Annotated in this window: 17 protein-coding genes; 6 read left to right on the top strand and 11 right to left on the bottom strand. The window is 61.6% G+C overall.

The features are described 5' to 3' along the window. Positions 1 to 42: 42 nt before the first annotated feature. Complete coding sequence (locus tag V5N13_RS01395; RefSeq protein WP_336359314.1) at positions 43 to 1,146, top strand: CNNM domain-containing protein; 1,104 nt, start codon at positions 43 to 45, stop codon at positions 1,144 to 1,146. Here the strand turns inward: V5N13_RS01395 and V5N13_RS01390 are convergent. Continuing rightward, complete coding sequence (locus tag V5N13_RS01390; RefSeq protein WP_336359313.1) at positions 1,136 to 1,555, bottom strand: universal stress protein; 420 nt, start codon at positions 1,553 to 1,555, stop codon at positions 1,136 to 1,138. The genes V5N13_RS01395 and V5N13_RS01390 overlap by 11 nt on opposite strands. A 123-nt stretch (positions 1,556 to 1,678) precedes the next feature. Between V5N13_RS01390 and V5N13_RS01385 the strand changes: the two genes are divergently transcribed. After that, positions 1,679 to 2,119 (top strand): universal stress protein, encoded by a 441-nt coding sequence (locus V5N13_RS01385; RefSeq protein WP_336359312.1) that lies wholly within the window; start codon positions 1,679 to 1,681, stop codon positions 2,117 to 2,119. 6 nt (positions 2,120 to 2,125) lie between these two features. Here the strand turns inward: V5N13_RS01385 and V5N13_RS01380 are convergent, their stop codons facing one another. The 3 genes from V5N13_RS01380 to V5N13_RS01370 are packed head-to-tail and all read right to left on the bottom strand — an operon-like array spanning position 2,126 to position 5,798. Then, on the bottom strand, positions 2,126 to 3,184 hold the full coding sequence (locus V5N13_RS01380; protein ID WP_336359311.1) for a phosphotransacetylase family protein: 1,059 nt from the start codon (positions 3,182 to 3,184) through the stop codon (positions 2,126 to 2,128). After that, complete coding sequence (locus V5N13_RS01375; RefSeq protein ID WP_336359310.1) at positions 3,181 to 5,274, bottom strand: acetate--CoA ligase family protein; 2,094 nt, start codon at positions 5,272 to 5,274, stop codon at positions 3,181 to 3,183. Before V5N13_RS01375 ends, V5N13_RS01380 begins: the two co-directional genes overlap by 4 nt. A 47-nt stretch (positions 5,275 to 5,321) precedes the next feature. Next, complete coding sequence (locus V5N13_RS01370) at positions 5,322 to 5,798, bottom strand: YbaK/EbsC family protein (protein WP_336359309.1); 477 nt, start codon at positions 5,796 to 5,798, stop codon at positions 5,322 to 5,324. A 199-nt stretch (positions 5,799 to 5,997) separates the two neighbouring features. Here V5N13_RS01370 and V5N13_RS01365 point away from each other — a divergent pair, with 199 nt between their 5' ends. Then, positions 5,998 to 7,311: an MFS transporter gene (locus V5N13_RS01365; RefSeq protein WP_336359308.1), complete on the top strand. Its 1,314-nt coding sequence runs from the start codon at positions 5,998 to 6,000 to the stop codon at positions 7,309 to 7,311. A gap of 120 nt (positions 7,312 to 7,431) precedes the next feature. Beyond that, entirely contained in the window at positions 7,432 to 7,884 is a 453-nt protein-coding gene (locus V5N13_RS01360; protein WP_332899045.1) for a bifunctional nuclease family protein, read from the top strand. An 80-nt stretch (positions 7,885 to 7,964) separates the two neighbouring features. Here the strand turns inward: V5N13_RS01360 and V5N13_RS01355 are convergent, their stop codons facing one another. Then, the gene (locus V5N13_RS01355; protein ID WP_336359307.1) at positions 7,965 to 8,657 is read right to left on the bottom strand and encodes a DUF7504 family protein; all 693 of its coding nucleotides are present in this window, start codon (positions 8,655 to 8,657) and stop codon (positions 7,965 to 7,967) included. A 105-nt stretch (positions 8,658 to 8,762) separates the two neighbouring features. Here V5N13_RS01355 and V5N13_RS01350 point away from each other — a divergent pair, with 105 nt between their 5' ends. Both V5N13_RS01350 and V5N13_RS01345 read left to right on the top strand, forming a co-directional pair. Further along, positions 8,763 to 9,413: a DUF7547 family protein gene (locus V5N13_RS01350; RefSeq protein ID WP_336359306.1), complete on the top strand. Its 651-nt coding sequence runs from the start codon at positions 8,763 to 8,765 to the stop codon at positions 9,411 to 9,413. 104 nt (positions 9,414 to 9,517) lie between these two features. After that, positions 9,518 to 9,985: an HTH domain-containing protein gene (locus V5N13_RS01345; RefSeq protein ID WP_336359305.1), complete on the top strand. Its 468-nt coding sequence runs from the start codon at positions 9,518 to 9,520 to the stop codon at positions 9,983 to 9,985. A 1-nt stretch (position 9,986) separates the two neighbouring features. On the opposite strand, the gene V5N13_RS01340 is transcribed toward V5N13_RS01345, so the two are convergent. The 6 genes from V5N13_RS01340 to V5N13_RS01315 form a co-directional block, all read right to left on the bottom strand. Continuing rightward, on the bottom strand, positions 9,987 to 10,391 hold the full coding sequence (locus tag V5N13_RS01340; RefSeq protein ID WP_336359304.1) for a VOC family protein: 405 nt from the start codon (positions 10,389 to 10,391) through the stop codon (positions 9,987 to 9,989). Positions 10,392 to 10,563: 172 nt separating this feature from the next. Beyond that, on the bottom strand, positions 10,564 to 10,929 hold the full coding sequence (locus tag V5N13_RS01335; protein ID WP_332899040.1) for a Zn-ribbon domain-containing OB-fold protein: 366 nt from the start codon (positions 10,927 to 10,929) through the stop codon (positions 10,564 to 10,566). After that, positions 10,926 to 12,077, bottom strand: coding sequence for a thiolase family protein (locus V5N13_RS01330; protein ID WP_336359303.1), 1,152 nt, complete (start codon positions 12,075 to 12,077; stop codon positions 10,926 to 10,928). Before V5N13_RS01330 ends, V5N13_RS01335 begins: the two co-directional genes overlap by 4 nt. Positions 12,078 to 12,123: 46 nt before the next feature. Beyond that, entirely contained in the window at positions 12,124 to 12,483 is a 360-nt protein-coding gene (locus V5N13_RS01325) for a hypothetical protein (RefSeq protein WP_336359302.1), read from the bottom strand. Continuing rightward, positions 12,480 to 14,036 carry an acyl-CoA carboxylase subunit beta gene (locus tag V5N13_RS01320; RefSeq protein ID WP_336359301.1) on the bottom strand — a complete coding sequence of 519 codons (1,557 nt, stop codon included), beginning with the start codon at positions 14,034 to 14,036 and terminating at the stop codon, positions 12,480 to 12,482. Before V5N13_RS01320 ends, V5N13_RS01325 begins: the two co-directional genes overlap by 4 nt. 3 nt (positions 14,037 to 14,039) lie before the next feature. Continuing rightward, positions 14,040 to 14,783: a beta-ketoacyl-ACP reductase gene (locus V5N13_RS01315; RefSeq protein WP_336359300.1), complete on the bottom strand. Its 744-nt coding sequence runs from the start codon at positions 14,781 to 14,783 to the stop codon at positions 14,040 to 14,042. Positions 14,784 to 14,942 lie beyond the last annotated feature (159 nt).

The raw sequence follows: 14,942 nt of genomic DNA, 5'->3' as shown, positions 1-14,942 counted from the left end.
GGCCCGTAGGCTTACGGGCTCCTAGTTCTTACCACCGGTCAGATGAGCGAGGTCACAACGGCCCTTCGACTGGTCGGTGGAGTGGCATTGTTGCTGGCGAACGCCTTTTTCGTGACGACTGAGTTCGCCATGACGCGGGTTCGTCAGTTCTCCCGTGAAGAGTTCTCCGGCCCCGGCCTCGACAAGGCGTGGGAGATGACCGACAAGCTGGAGATTTATCTCTCGGGCTGTCAAGTCGGCATCACCATTTCGAGCGTCGGCCTCGGCGTCGTCGCAGAACCAGCCGTCGCCGCCGTGTTCTCTGGCGCCTTTGGGCTCCTTGGTATCACTAGCGGCGGCCACACAGCGCTGTCGGTGGTGTTTGCCCTCGGGATGATTAACATCGCCCACATCGTCATCGGCGAGCAAGCGCCGACGTATCTCGGCGTCGAACGCACGAAGTTCGTCGCCCGCTACTGTGCGCCCATGCTCTACTGGTGGACGAAGGTGATGGCTCCCGTCATCATCCTCTCTGATAAGATTGCCAAAGGCATCCTTCGCCTGTTCGGCGTCGAAATCGACCGGTCATGGACGGACGAAGAAGACGGCGACGGCCCGAGTACGCGCCGCGAACTCAGGAGTCGCGTTGGCGACATGCTGTCTGAAGGCGACCTGACCGACGAGCGGCGCAGAGAGGTGATGAACGCCCTCGAAATCGGCAAAACCCCAGTTCACGAGGTGATGGTTCCCCGCGAGTCGATCGTGACGCTTTCGACCACCAATTCGCTCGCGGAGAATCTCGACATCATTGCAGAGAACCCACACGGGCGATTCCCACTCGTTGGCGACTCGCTCGAAGACTTCGAGGGCATCGTCTACGTTCCTGCCCTCCTCCAAGACATCGAAGCCGTGACCGACGGCTCGATCACCCTCGAATCGATTGCGTCAGAGCCGCTCTCTATCGATGGCCGCACCGCTGTGAGTGAGGTCATCGACACGTTCCAAGCAGAAAATCAGGAGCTCGCATTCGTCACTGAGGTGCCGGACGCCGCCGCGGACGCAGACGACGTGACTGGCTCCGTCGTTGGGCTGGTCACAGCTACGGACGCCTTCGAGGCGATTACGGGCGATTTAGAAGACCCTCTAGACAAGGACGCTACGTCGTAAGCACCGGACGGTCTGCGGTGCGGACGACCCGCTCTGCGACGCTCCCAATCGGTATGCGATTTGCACGCTTTTTGCCGTGTGCGCCGAGCACAATGATGTCCGCATTGATCTCCGTGGCGTAGGCGACGATTTCTTCGTCGGGGACGCCGTGGCAGACGCGTGAGACGACAGCCAGTCCGCGGTCGGTGGCGCGCTGTTCAATGTCGGTGACGAGGTCGGTTCCGACATCTTCCATCTCCTCTACGATGAGTTCGGTGCTGCTGAGCGTCGGGTCACCGTAGCGTCGGGTATCGACGACGAACATCGTGTGAAGCGTCGCGTCGTACTGTTCTGCGAGTTTCATGCCGTGTTCTACGGCACGGGCTGCCTGCTCACTGCCATCGGTTGGAACGAGTATTGTGTTGTACATGAATCTCCCCTCACTTCTCGTGTGTAAAAAGGGCGGTTTTGGGCTTAAGGCACGCGCCAGTTCCCATCTCCTGGGACCGTTTCACCGTCGTATCTTTTAGTTCTCTCCCTCGTACACTACGGTATGTATGACGTGATTCTCGTGCCGACTGACGGAAGCGACGCCGCCCGAAGAGCGGGCACGTACGCCATCGACCTCGCAACCGAAACCGGTGCGAGCCTCCACGTCGTGTACGTCGTAGACGAAAGCGCAGCCACACTGTTGTTCAGTTCACAGAAACTCAGCGACATGCTCAAAGCGTTCACCGAAGCGGGCGAGCAAGCCGTCGGAGAAATCGCTGACGCGGCTCAGGAGGCGGGCGTCGAGGCGACCACAGAAATCGTCCGCGGCATTCACATCAACGAGGCCATCGTCTCTGCGGCAGAGCGTGCCGACGTGGACCTCATCGTCATGGGAACCTACGGCGCACGAGGCATCGAACAACTGCTCGGCAGTACGACGACGCGCGTGCTCTCACACTCACAGATTCCGGTGTTGGCGGTTCCGGCGGGCGAAACCGAATAGCTCTCCTCACCGAAGCATTGCGTCTACGTCTGCGTGTGTCGAGAGTAGGTGGCGCATCGACGCGACGGTTTCCTCGTCGCGGGTGCGCCCGGAGCGAATCACGTCTTCTGCGCGCTCGATGGTCGTCATCGTGTCCGTCTGCATGAGCAAGATTGGTACCCCACGTTCTGCGGCCTTGCCAACGACCGCCCCCGGTGGCTGGAAGCCACCGGTCAACAACAGACACATGATGCCCGGCGCTTCGAGCGCCGCCGTCTGGATGTCGGTGCGGTCGCCGCCGGTAATCATCGCCGCCGCTTTCGTCCGCCGGAACTGGCTCAGCGCGGCTTCCGCGCCCATCGCACCGACGGCGAACCGCTCGATGTAGCCGTCGGTCGGCACGTCTGGCGTCACGACCTGTGCGCCGAGTTCCTTGGCGAGGTCGGCCACGGTGAGCCCGGCGAGTTCACGCTTTCGCGGGAGGACGCCGTAGACGGGAATCCCACGGCCTTCGAGAAACGGCACCACGTCCGTCGAGACGCGGTCGTAATCTGCGTCCTTGACGGCGTTGAACAGGACGCCGCCGAGTCGGTCACCAAAGCTCTCGGCTGCAGCGAGTACGTCGTCTACGTCGCCCGGTTCGCTGTAGGTTGCAAGCAACAGCACGTTCGCGTCGAGGAGGTCCGCCACGTCGGCGTCGGTCAGTTCGATGATACCGCCGGTCGTGTAGCTTCCCCCGCCTTCGACGACCATCAGGTCGCGGTCTGTGGCAAGGTGGGCGAAGTTCTCTGCGACGCGGTCTCTGAGTGCGCTCGGGTCTTCTCGCCCACGGATGGCGTTCTCGATGAACGTCGGTGAATAGACGATTGGTTCCATCTCCGCTACGTCGTCCGCGGAATCGAGCAGGTCGCGGGCGAGCATCGGGTCTTCGTCGAGAATCTTCCCGACGTTCGACTGGAGGCGCGTGCCTTTGGGTTTCATGTAGCCAACGGCCGTGCCCTGTGCGGACGCGAGCGTCGCGAGCGCGAGGGCGATGGCCGTCTTGCCGGTGCTTTCTTCGGTTGACGTGATGAGCAGTGTGTTCATTGGTCGATAGTGAGTCTGAGGTCGAGTGCCGTTGCCCCCTCGGGCGTGGCGAGCAGCGGGTTGATGTCGAGTTCGAGAATCTCGGGGAAGTCGGTCACGAGCTGTGAGAGCCGCTGGATGGTCTCTGCGAGCGCCTGCTGGTCTACGGGTTTGCGACCGCGGGCCCCACGCAGGAGCGGTGCAGTCTTGATTTCATCGAGCATCGACGTCGCGTCGCGCTCGCTCACGGGGGCGACACGGAAAGTGGCGTCTTCTAAGACTTCCACGAAGATACCGCCAAGCCCGAACATGACGAGCGGGCCGAACTGCGGGTCGCGGTTCATCCCGACGATGGTTTCGGTCGCCTCCGCACGGGCCACCAGCTCTTGGACTTGGACCCCAAGAATCGTCGCGTCGGGTTGATACTCCCGTGCGCGAGTGATGAGGTCTTCGTAGGCGTCGTACACGTCTTCGAGCGGGACGCCGACTTTCACGCCGCCGATGTCGGATTTGTGTGGGATGTCCGGGCTGACGATTTTCATGACGACTTCCGGGTCACCGATGTCCTGTGCGGCGGAGACGGCGTCTGCGGGCGAGTCTACGACTGTCCCCGTCGGCGTCTGAATCCCGTAGGCTGAGAGCAGGTCTAAGGCTTCGACGCCGAGTTGTGGCTGGCCGCGTTCGGCCGCTGCATCGAGGAGTTCGCGGGCGCGCTCGCGGTCTACATCGAACGATTTCGGTGGCACGTACTCGCGCTCTCGAATCTGTTTGTACGACCAGAGCACGTCGAGACTGCGAACGGCGCGCGCCGGGTCGAAGTAGGTCGGAATTCCCGCGCTGTTCAGCCGCGTGGCGGCTTCGCGCGTCGAATCGCCGCCCATGAGACACACAGCCATCGGCGTCTCGTGTTCTGCTTGCAGGGCGACGACGCGCTCTGCGAACGCGTCGAAATCGAGGACGGCCGTTGGGCACGTCAAGAGCACTGCACAGCCGACACGGTCGTCTGCGAGCGCGTGGTCGATAGCCGTCTCGAAGCGCTCGATATCGGCGTCGCCAATCACGTCGATTGGGTTGTGGATGTTCGCTTCTTCGGGCATCGTCTCTGTGAGCGCAGCGAGCGTCTCCTGTGAGAACGAGGCAAGCGAGAGCGAGGAGTCCCCCACCGCGTCGGTCGTCATCACGCCGGGGCCGCCAGCATTCGTGACAATCGCTACGTCTCCGCGTTCGGGGAGCGGTTGACCATTCAATATCCCCGCAAAGTCGAACAGGTCTTGAACCGTCTCGACGCGGAGGACGCCAGCCTGTTCGAGGCCGGTTTTGTAGGCTCGCTCGCTGCCGGCGATTGCGCCGGTGTGCGAGGAGGCCGCGCGCGCCCCCGCCTCGGTACGCCCCGATTTCACGAGGACGATTGGCGTGTCTTTGGTCACCTCGCGGGCCGCCTCGATGAACCCCTCGCCGTCTTCGATGGCTTCTAAGTAGCCCATGATGACCTCCGTCCCCTCGTCGTCGCCCCACTCGCGGATGAAATCCGCCTCCGAGAGGACGGCTTTGTTGCCGAGTGAAACCACGTCGCGAAAGCCGATGTCGCGGTCGTTCGCCCAGTCGAGAACGGCCGTGATGAACGCCCCCGATTGACTCATAAACGAGATAGAGCCGGGAAGCGCGTTATCCGGACCGAAGGTGGCGTTCATCCCCACACCGGTCGAGATGATACCGAGGCTGTTCGGGCCAACGAGGTTGAGGTCGAACTCGTCCGCGACGGCCGTGAGTTCTTGCTCGCGCGCCGCACCCTCGCCGCCGGTCTCAGAGAAGCCCGCCGTGATGACGACGACGTTCTCGACACCCGCCGTCGCCGCCTCTCTCACCACCTCGACGGCGATGGTCGGCGGCACGACGACGACGGCGAGGTCGATTATTCCGGGGACGGTTGCGATGCTCTCGTAACTTTCCACGCCGCAGACGGTGTCGGCGCGCGGGTTGACCGGGATGGTCTCGCCGCTAAAGTCTGCGAGCAAGTTTTCGGTGATGGCACGGCCGACTGACCCGGTGCGCTCGGTCGCACCAACCACCGCGATTCGCTCGGGTGCAAACAGTGTCGATAGCGTTCCCATCTAGTGGTTGGGAATTTGACGCCCGGACAGATAAGCGCAGGTGGTGACTACGTTCGAACGTCCGCGACTGTGGCCTCAGAAAACGACGTCAGCGTGTCCGGGTCGATTGGAAACACCGTCTGTGGCGTCCCCGCCGCTGCCCACACCTGGTCGTGGCTGAGCAACGTCTCATCGAGATACACCGGAACGCGCGTCGAATGGCAAAACGGCGGCACGCCACCGATAGACCAGCCAAGCGTCTCCTTTATCTCGTCTGCATTTGCCATCCTGACTGTCCCTTCTGGAACTTCCTGTAAGTCAGCGACTTTTTCGAAATCAACCCGGTTTGCGCCGGACGTGACGACGACGATGAGGTCGCCGTCTGCGATGACGGCGATACTGCTTGCAATCTGGGCAACGGCACAGCCAATGGCGTCTGCGGCATCTGCTGCGGTTTTCGTCCCCTCAGGGAACTCGTGAACATCAACCTCGAACCCGTACTCTTCTGCGGCGCGAGCCGCGAACTGGGAGGCGCGTTCGTGCATATCGACCGACTTTCGATTGAATCACCATATGTGCTGGTGTGTCGGCAGTGACTACCCGAACGACTCAGGGACAGTCGGCTGACGTAACCTCCGCGATTCTGGGTTCGTATTTTGCGAGACCGTTCAGCGCGCGCTGCGTCCAGTTCCAGCGTATGGTCACTTCAGTAAAGCAAAGTGGACTGTCTGTGTCAATACCACTATGACCGACGACCGTTGGCTCTACGCGTGGGGGCTGGGCTACGCCGCAGTCGGAGCCGCATCACTGTTGATTCCGCTGTACGCGCTCGCACTCGGGAGCAACGCACTCCTCGTCGGCTTGATGGCCTCAACCGCCGCGTTTGCCGGCGTCCCGGGGGCCCTGCTCTGGGGACGACTCGCCACCCGAACCGGGCGGCGGCGGCCGTTCGTTCTCGTCGCGCTCGCCGCCACGGCCCTCGTCCTCGCCGTCGTGCCACTCATCACCGAACCGTGGCTGCTGCTGGTCGCGAACGCTGCCCTCTGGTTCGTTGTCGCCGCGGCGGCCCCGGTACTCAACCTCATTGTCGTAGACGGCGTCCCCGACATCGAATGGGACGACCGCATCGCCCGGTTAAACGAAGTACAGGGCTTCGGCTGGCTCCTCGGACTCGTCACCGGAGCCGGCTGGATGGCGCTCGCCGGCAGCCGACTTTCACAGGTCGAAGCCCAGCAACTGTTTTTCTCGGTCATCGCGGCCACGACGTTCGTCGCGTTTCTGCTCGCTCGTCACTGGTACCCAGAACCCTCGATGGTGAGCCGTGACCGGTTTCTTCGCGTCTATCGAACCCTCGGACGCGGCGGGTGGGGGGCCGGTCGGTACGTTCGTGCAATTCCTTATGGCCCCTCTCGCATCTACTGGGGGTTGGCGTCGTTCAACGCACGCCGCTTTTCTAACCGAGGGACCTCCGCGCTCGGGACGTACCTGTTCGCCGCCGTCGTTTTCTTCATTGGCTTTTCCGTGTACTTCGGGCCGCTCCCGGCGTACCTCACCGGCCTTCACTACTCGACCGACCAAATTTTCATCCTGTTCGTCGTGAACAGCGCCGGGTCTGCAGTGTTCTACGGCCGGGTAGGGAAACTCGCCACCAAGTGGGAGTCCCATCGGCTGCAGACGAGCGCCCTCGGCGCGCGCACCCTCCTCTTTCCCGGCGTGGCGCTCGTCGGCGGTATCGGTGCGCTGGCCGGTTTCTCGGGGCTGCTCGCGCTGTTCGCCATCATCGGCGTCACGTGGGCGATAATCGCCGTCACCGCGACCAGTATCGTCACGCGACTCGCCCCGCCAGCGGTACGGGGAGAGGCACTCGGCGCGTACACCGCCCTGTCGAGTGTCGGCGGCGGCATCGGGAGCGCCCTCGGAGGCGCGCTCGCGGATTCAATGGGGTACACCGTCACCTTCGGCGTGGCCGCGGGGCTCGTTCTCGTTGGTGCTGGACTCGTCGCCGCTGGACAGGCAGGCGTGATTGGCACGGAAAACGTGTTCAGCGACAGCGTGTAACGATTCCGACGGCTATCGGCGCACCAGATTCCAACCGGCTTCAACGGTCTTCGTGCCGAGAGCGGGCGTCAGTTACTGGCACCACTATCGCTTTTGACGGTGGGCGTCGTATCACGAGATATGACTCATCGAGCCGTCGTTCGGGGCGTCGGGGTCAGTGTGGGGAACGAAGGTTCCGGCGCACCTGCGGTGGTCCTCGAAGTGAGAGGCGAACTGCTCCCGATTTACGTGAGTGCAGACCAAGCGCAGTCGATGCAACTCGCCATGCGCGGGCGGCAGTTCGAGCGCCCGCTTACCCACGACCTCCTCGTGGACATGGTCGCAGAGTTCGGCGGTGCAATCGACCAGGTCCGCATCGACGACCTCGCGGATGGCACCTTTTTTGCGAAAATCGACGCAGAACAGTACGTCGGCGGCGAGGGTCGCGAACTCGTCTTCGACGCCCGCCCGAGTGACGCCATCGCCATCGCACTGCGCGCAGACTGCCCGATTTTCGTCTCCGACGCCGTCGTAGACCGGGCAGGTTACCAACCAGAAGAGTTCTCGCTGCAAGGCTTCGACGAGTTCGACTGAGTGCACTGGCGTGTTGGAGGTACCGACACAGAGCGCGTTCGCTCAACGCGATAGTGAGTTGGAGAACGGAACCGGAGTGATTACAGCGCGAGCCAGTCGGTCGTGAGGCTGCCGTCTTCTAAGTGCCAGCGCTGGTATTCGTCGTCGCCTTCACAGCGCGTCTCGATGACGGCGTCGAACAGCGGTTCGATGAGTTGGACGGCTTCAGAGTCGTAGGCGAGTGGCAGGTGGAAGTGGCCCATGCCGCTCACGCGGTGGAGTTCGCCTTCGAGCGCGTGGAGAAACGAGAAGACGGATTCGTCGTCGTGGTCCGCGAGCAGCGGGACGAGCGAGTCGACACACAGGCGAAGTTCGGCCGGGTCGAGGCCATCGGAGAGCAGCTCGAACGTTTCGATGTCCGCAGAGATGGCGCGACCGAGGCCAGCTAGGTCGCGCTCGTCAACCGTCGTCGTCGGAACGGACGTGGCGGTGTTCGCGGTCGCCGCGCTGGCACTCCGGGTGAGCACCGCGGAATTGATCACCTTGAGCGAATCTGGTCCCCAGTTTCCACTTGGGAGGCGGCGGTCTACATCAATCGGGCTGTCTGTGAATACGAACAGTCTGCGACGGGATGCTGTGGGATCGTCACCCAGCAAGCGCTGACACGCGTGGTGGTGGGCGCTGTCACACCCAGAACCGACGAGCAAAATGCTGCTCCCTCTGCGCTTTAGCGCGGCAAGTGCCTGCGTGATGGCCGTCGTCTCCGTCAGACCAGTTCCTCCCTCTCCCGGCATCTTTCATATTAAGTGGAATTAGTTGCTAATAAAGATTGTGGGAGCGTTTCAGGAGCGATTCTCCGAGTTGTCACCTTTTTCCATGTGCACACCATATGTGAGGGTATGTCACACGACGCGCGCGATGAGGTCTCCCCGTTGATCGACGACCTCGAAGCGACGCTTGCAGAACTCAGAACCGCGCTCGAACCGACCACGCGCCGTGGGCTGCCCCGTCCCCCATCACCGCGCCGACTCCTCTCGTTTACCGATGAGTATGCGATTCCAACCGCGATTGCCGTCCTCGAAGCGAACATCCGGGCGCTCGAACTCGTCCAAGAGGTCATCCACGTCACGAACCGCAGCCTCGACGCATCCGAATCGACACGAAACGCCTCGACTCGCGCCCGCGACGTGAGCCAAGATGCGATTGACCGACTCGAACGTGCGCTAACCGAGATTCAAGTCTCTCTCGAAGAGGGTGCCCTCCCCGAGAATCCAGAAGCCCGTAAGCTGCTCACCGAAGCTCGCACGCTCAGAGACGAAATCGACGAGCGATTGGCCGAGACGCGAGGCGACTCAGCCTCTCGCCAGTCGCCACGCAGCCCGACTGGCGACCAGCCCATCGTCATCCCGGTCGAGCCGGATGAAGACACAAAGCTGGACGACTCGGTACGCGACCTAGAGGATGCTCTCGCAGACGAGGAAATCGAGTCAGAACTGGAGACGATACGCGAGGAGTTAGACGCCGTCGATGACGAAGACGACGAAAGCTGATAGCAGAACGGATAGACTGCTGGAGGAGAAAAATCTTCATATTCGTGCGGTGTGTTACCATTTGCAAACCAACGTCGAAGAACCACCGGTTTCAGGAGCGCAGTATGAAGAACCTACCCACCCGACGACTCGAACTGTTTTACAGAGCACCAGCCCCGGACGAAGCGCGCCGCTCACAGGAGCGTATCTTTGAGCGGCTCCACGAACTCGAACGGGAGAACGGTACACACATAGAGACCCACAAGTGGCCCATGCGCGTCGTGTTAGAGCGCGATACCGACGAGCGGGCAGCACGCGCCCTTGCCTCCTACACGGAGTTCGACAACTGGGCACACTCCCATCACATGAGCCTCCGCCCGTACTTCACCGAACACGAATCACACTGGTTCACCGGCGAAGACACGAACGAACTCATCCTCCCCATGGTGTGTCTCGCCGTGTACGACGGCGACGAGTTGGTCGATGTGTTCCCGCGGACGGAGGGGAATCACGCTGTCTCCATCAACCAGTTCCTCGACCGGCTCGAATCGGAACTCGGCCACTACGAACTGACACACCAGCCCGCACGCTGAGCTAGTCGATGTCGAAAAACGGGTTCCACGCAACCTCCCAGAGGTGCCCGTCCGGGTCGGCAAAGTAGCCCGAATAGCCGCCCCAGAACACCTCTTGGCCGGGTTTGACGAGCGTTGCGCCCGCCTCGATTGCTTCTTCGAGTTGCGCATCGACCGCTTGCGCAGACCGCACGTTGTGTGCGAGCGTAATTCCGGAAAACCCTTCGCCGTCGGGCGACACCGTCACGTCCTCTGCGAGCAGTTCGCGCGGGTACAGCGAAAGTTTCGTCGCCCCGAGTGTGAAAAACGCCACGTCGCTGTCTGGGTCACGAGTTTCGAGAGGCAGCCCAAGCCCGTCGCGGTAAAATTCGATTGCGCGGTCGAGGTGGGAAACGCCGAGCGTGACGAGGCTGAGTCGAGGTTCCATGACCTAGAGACGGCCGGAGACGGCAAAAAAGAGCGGTCAGGTCGGGTGCGAGACGGTTACAGGGCAGTTACGGAACCTCCGGCTTGAACCTGTCTTCCGCGGTACAAGCGTTGGTTACAGGACAGGTTCAGAACCTCCGATTTGAGCCTGTCTTCCGCGGTACAAGAACCGCTTACAGGACAGGTTCAAACCGGTACCCATCCCACTCCTGACTCTCAGGCTCTCGAATGCCCGCACCGGGTTCACGGAGTTGGTCTGCGTACACGGGTCGCACTTCGTCACCGATTTCGATTTCGTCGGTCGTCGCCTGTCCGATGGCGCGGACCGTTTCACCGTCAACGTCGAACTCCACGATGGCAATCGTGTTCGGGGCCTCCACGCCGGGTGGCGTCGCCATGCTCGTCGTCCACGTGACGACGGTCGCTGTCTCCTCGGTAAGGTCGACGGTTTCGGTCTGTTTCTCACCACACTCCGGACAGAGCGGGTGGCTTGGGTATGTGAGGTGGCCGTTCGCACAGCCGTAGGCGTCGAAGCTCATTGGTGGGCCTCCATGATAGTGGTAATAACACAGTTTCCAAAGCCACCGACGTTACAACAGAGGCCAACGTCGGCCTCGACTTGGCGCTTTCCGGCCTCGCCCATGAGCTGTTTGTAAATTTCGTAGCCCTGCGCAACACCCGACGCACCGAGCGGGTGCCCTTTCGATTTGAGGCCACCGGAGGTGTTAACCGGGAGGTCGCCGTCGCGTTCGGTCACGCCCTCTTCTACGGCTTTCCAGCCTTCACCGGGTTCGAAGAAGCCGAGCCCCTCGCTCTGGAGGAATTCGAGGATGGTGAACATGTCGTGGAGTTCGGCCACGTCGATGTCCTCGGGGCGGTAACCGGACATTTCGTACGCGATTTTTCCGCTTTCGACGACACCGCCCATGACAGTCGGGTCGTCGCGTTCGTGGACGACGTGTGTGTCCGTCGCGCCGCCAACGCCGGAGACGACGACGTACTCGTCGGTGTACTCCTTGGCGACTTCCTCGGGGCAGAACATGAGCGCGGCACTGCCGTCGGTGATGGGACAGAAGTCATAAAGTCGGAGCGGGTCAGCCACGATCGGCGACTCCATGACCGTCTCCAAATCAACTTCCTTTCGGAACTGGGCGTGGGGGTTGTCCACGCCGTTTTTGTGGTTCTTGACCGCGACTTTCGCCAGACTCTCGCGGGGTGCGTCGTACTTGTCGAGGTACAGTCGGGCGGTGAGTCCCGCGAAACTCGGGAGCGTCAGGCCGTGTTTGTACTCGACGGGATGCGTAATCGAGGCGATGATGTCCGTCGATTCCGGCGTCGAACGATGGGTCATCTTCTCGCCGCCGACGAGCATCGTCATCTCGCTCGCGCCGGAGGCGACCGACTGCCAGGCGTGGTAGATGCCAGCGCCGCCAGAGGAGCTGGTCTGGTCGATGCGCGCGGTGTAGGCGGGCATTGCGCCGAGGTCGTGGGCGAGCATGTTCGGCACGCCAGTCATGCCTTCGAACTCCCCGCTCGCCATGTTCGATACGTACAGATGGTCTAAGTCAGTGGGGTCGACACCCGCGTCGGTGAGACACGCTTCGCCGGCTTCCGCGAGCAAGTCGCGAATCCAGCCCTCGCGCTTTCCGAACTGGGTCATCGACGCGCCAATAATTGCGACGTCCATGTATTGAATGAATCAGTGAACTGCTGTGTGTGTTTCGGTGACGTGGTCAGTGCAAACGGCCTGCGAGTCTCCACGCGCTCCCGGTCTCCGTCCGTGGCAACCGCCGCGCTTCGCGGCCCATTTTGAGTCGCCGAGCAACCGTCCAGTTGCTCTCTCGCGTCGGCTGTTCTGCTTCGACGCGAACAGCATCCTCTGCCGAGAGGTGTGCGCTCACCGCCGCGGCTATCGCCGCCGCTTCGGCCTCGGTGGCGGTGTCCGGAAGCGAAATTGTCCGTCCATCTTCAAGTTCGATGGGTGGCAGTTCCGGTTCTGGTGGTGTCTGTTCGACTGGTGATGGTTCAGGACGCGGTTTCTCGCGTCCGTGGAGTTCGAGTTCCGCTGGGTGTTGGAGTATTTGCGTGGTCATAGTGGGATGTTTCCGTGTGCTTTGTCTGGTTGGTCGACGCGTTTTCGGGAGAGCAGTTCGAGGTCAGCGATAAGCCGCGCTCGCGTCTCGCGCGGGTGCAACACGTCGTCTACGTAGCCGCGTTTCGCGGCGGCGTACGGGTTCGCAAACTCCTCGCGGAAATCCTCCATGAGCTGTTCGCGTTCTGCTTCGGGGTCGTCTGCGGCCGCAATCTGTTTTCTGAAAAGGATGTTTACGGCACCCTGTGGTCCCATCACAGCCATCTCGGCTTCCGGCCAGGCGTAGTTCACGTCCGCGCCGAGGAACTTAGAGGCCATCACGATGTACGCCCCGCCGTAGGCTTTGCGCGTGATGACGGTCAAGAGCGGCACCGTTGCCTCCGCGTAGGCGTAGATGAGTTTTGCACCGTGGCGGATGATGCCGTTGTGCTCCTGTTCGGTGCCGGGCATGAAGCCGGGCACGTCCACGAGCGAGATGATGGGGAAGTTGAAGGCGTCACAAAAGCGCACGAACCTGGCCGCTTTCTCGCTCGATTCGATGTCCAGCGTCCCGGCGTTGACTTTCGGCTGGTTCGCGACGATGCCGACCGGCTTGCCGTCCATCCGGGCAAAGCCAGTGACGACCGTGCGCGCGAACGCGGGCTGGACTTCGAGGAACGATTCTTCGTCGACGACGCGGTCGATGACGTCGCGCACGTCGTAGGGCTTTTTCGGGTCTTCGGGAACGATGTCGAGGATGTCGTCGAGTTCGCGCTCCGGGTCGTCCCACGATTCGACGACTGGTGGGTCTTCTAAGTGATTCGACGGGAGGTACGACAGCAGCGCGCGGATGTGGTCGAGCGCCTCCTTGTCGTCGTCGCAAACGAAGTGGGCAACGCCACTCCTCGTCGAATGAGCCTGTGCCCCGCCGAGTTCTTCCATCGTGATGTCCTCGCCCGTGACGGTCTTGATGACCTCGGGGCCGGTAATCATCATGTGGCTCGTGTCCTGCACCATGACGGTGAAGTCGGTGAGCGCAGGCGAGTAGGTCGCCCCACCCGCACACGGCCCCATAACCGATGAAATCTGTGGGATGACGCCCGAGGCTTTCGTGTTCAGCTTAAACAGTTTCGCAAAGCCAACGAGTGCATCGAGGCCTTCTTGGATGCGGGCTCCACCCGAATCGTTCAGCCCGATGATGGGCACGCCGTTGTTGATGGCGTGTTCCATCGCCTTGGCGATTTTCTGGCCAACGACCTCGCTCACGGAGCCACCGAAGACGGTGAAGTCGTGGGCGAAGACGAGCACCTTCCGGCCGTCTACGTCGCCGTAGCCTGTGACGACGGCGTCTCCGGCCTGCGTCTTCTCGTCCATGCCGAAGCTCGTACACCGGTGTTCGACGAACTGGTCGAACTCGTGGAACGTTCCGTCGTCTAGGAAGTAGTCGATACGCTCGCGTGCGGTGAGCTTGCCCTTCTCGTGTTGGGCTTCGATTCGCTCTTTACCGCCGCCGCGCGCTGCTTTTTCGCGCCGTTTCTGAAGCTCCCCGGCTCCAGAACCCTCGTCCCCACTCATTGCCTACCACTCCATGCCGCCGTTGACGCCAAGAATCTGGCCCGTCATGTACGAGGATTTCGGACTCGCAAGGAACGAGACCATCCCGGCGATGTCGTCCACTTCGGCAAACCGACCGAGTGGGATGCGCTGGATGATTTTCTCTTGGACACGGTCTGGAACCGTTTCGAGCATGTCGGTCTTGACGAAGCCAGGTGCGACGCAGTTCGCGGTGGCTCGCGAGCGAGACATTTCGAGGGCAATCGTCCGGGTGAATCCGAACAGGCCACTCTTGGTCGTCGCGTAGTTCGCTTGCCCGTAGTTCCCCTGCTGGCCAACGACGCTCGAGATGTTGATGAGCCGGCCGTCTTTGGCGTCGGTGATGTCGTCGAAGAAGACGCTCGTGCAGTTGAAAATCCCGCCTAAGTTCACGTCCATGACGCGGTCCCAGTCTTCACGGGTCATGTTGGTGAACTTCTTGTCCACCGTGATGCCCGCGTTGTTCACGAGCACCGTCGCCGGACCGAAGGCGTTGGTGACCTTCTCGCGCATGGCTTCGACTTCGTCGATGTTCGCGACGTCCGCTTGGACGGCGATGGCCGACCCACCGGCTTCTTCGATTTCTTCGACGACGTCGTAGGCCTCGCCCTCTGAGGAGCGGTAGTTTACGACGACGTTTGCACCTTCACTGGCTAATTCGACAGCAATCCCACGGCCGATACCCCGAGAGGCACCGGTTACAACGCATGTTTGGTGTTCCAGGTCCATATTGTAATCTCCAAGTTGCAACGGGTGGCTACTCGCCCACACCAGAACAATCTATTTATCATTGTTCCTCACCCCCGTTGCCCTTATTCAAAGCGACCCGTGATAGAGGGATAAGCATTGTCCTTATATGGGATTAAATATGGTGTGTGAGTCAGAATA

This window comes from Haladaptatus sp. ZSTT2 (genome assembly GCF_037081775.1).
In the GTDB taxonomy this organism is placed as follows: domain Archaea; phylum Halobacteriota; class Halobacteria; order Halobacteriales; family Halococcaceae; genus QDMS2.
The sequence above is the reverse complement of the archived record's forward strand: the minus strand, read 5'-3'. Positions and strand labels throughout refer to the sequence as shown.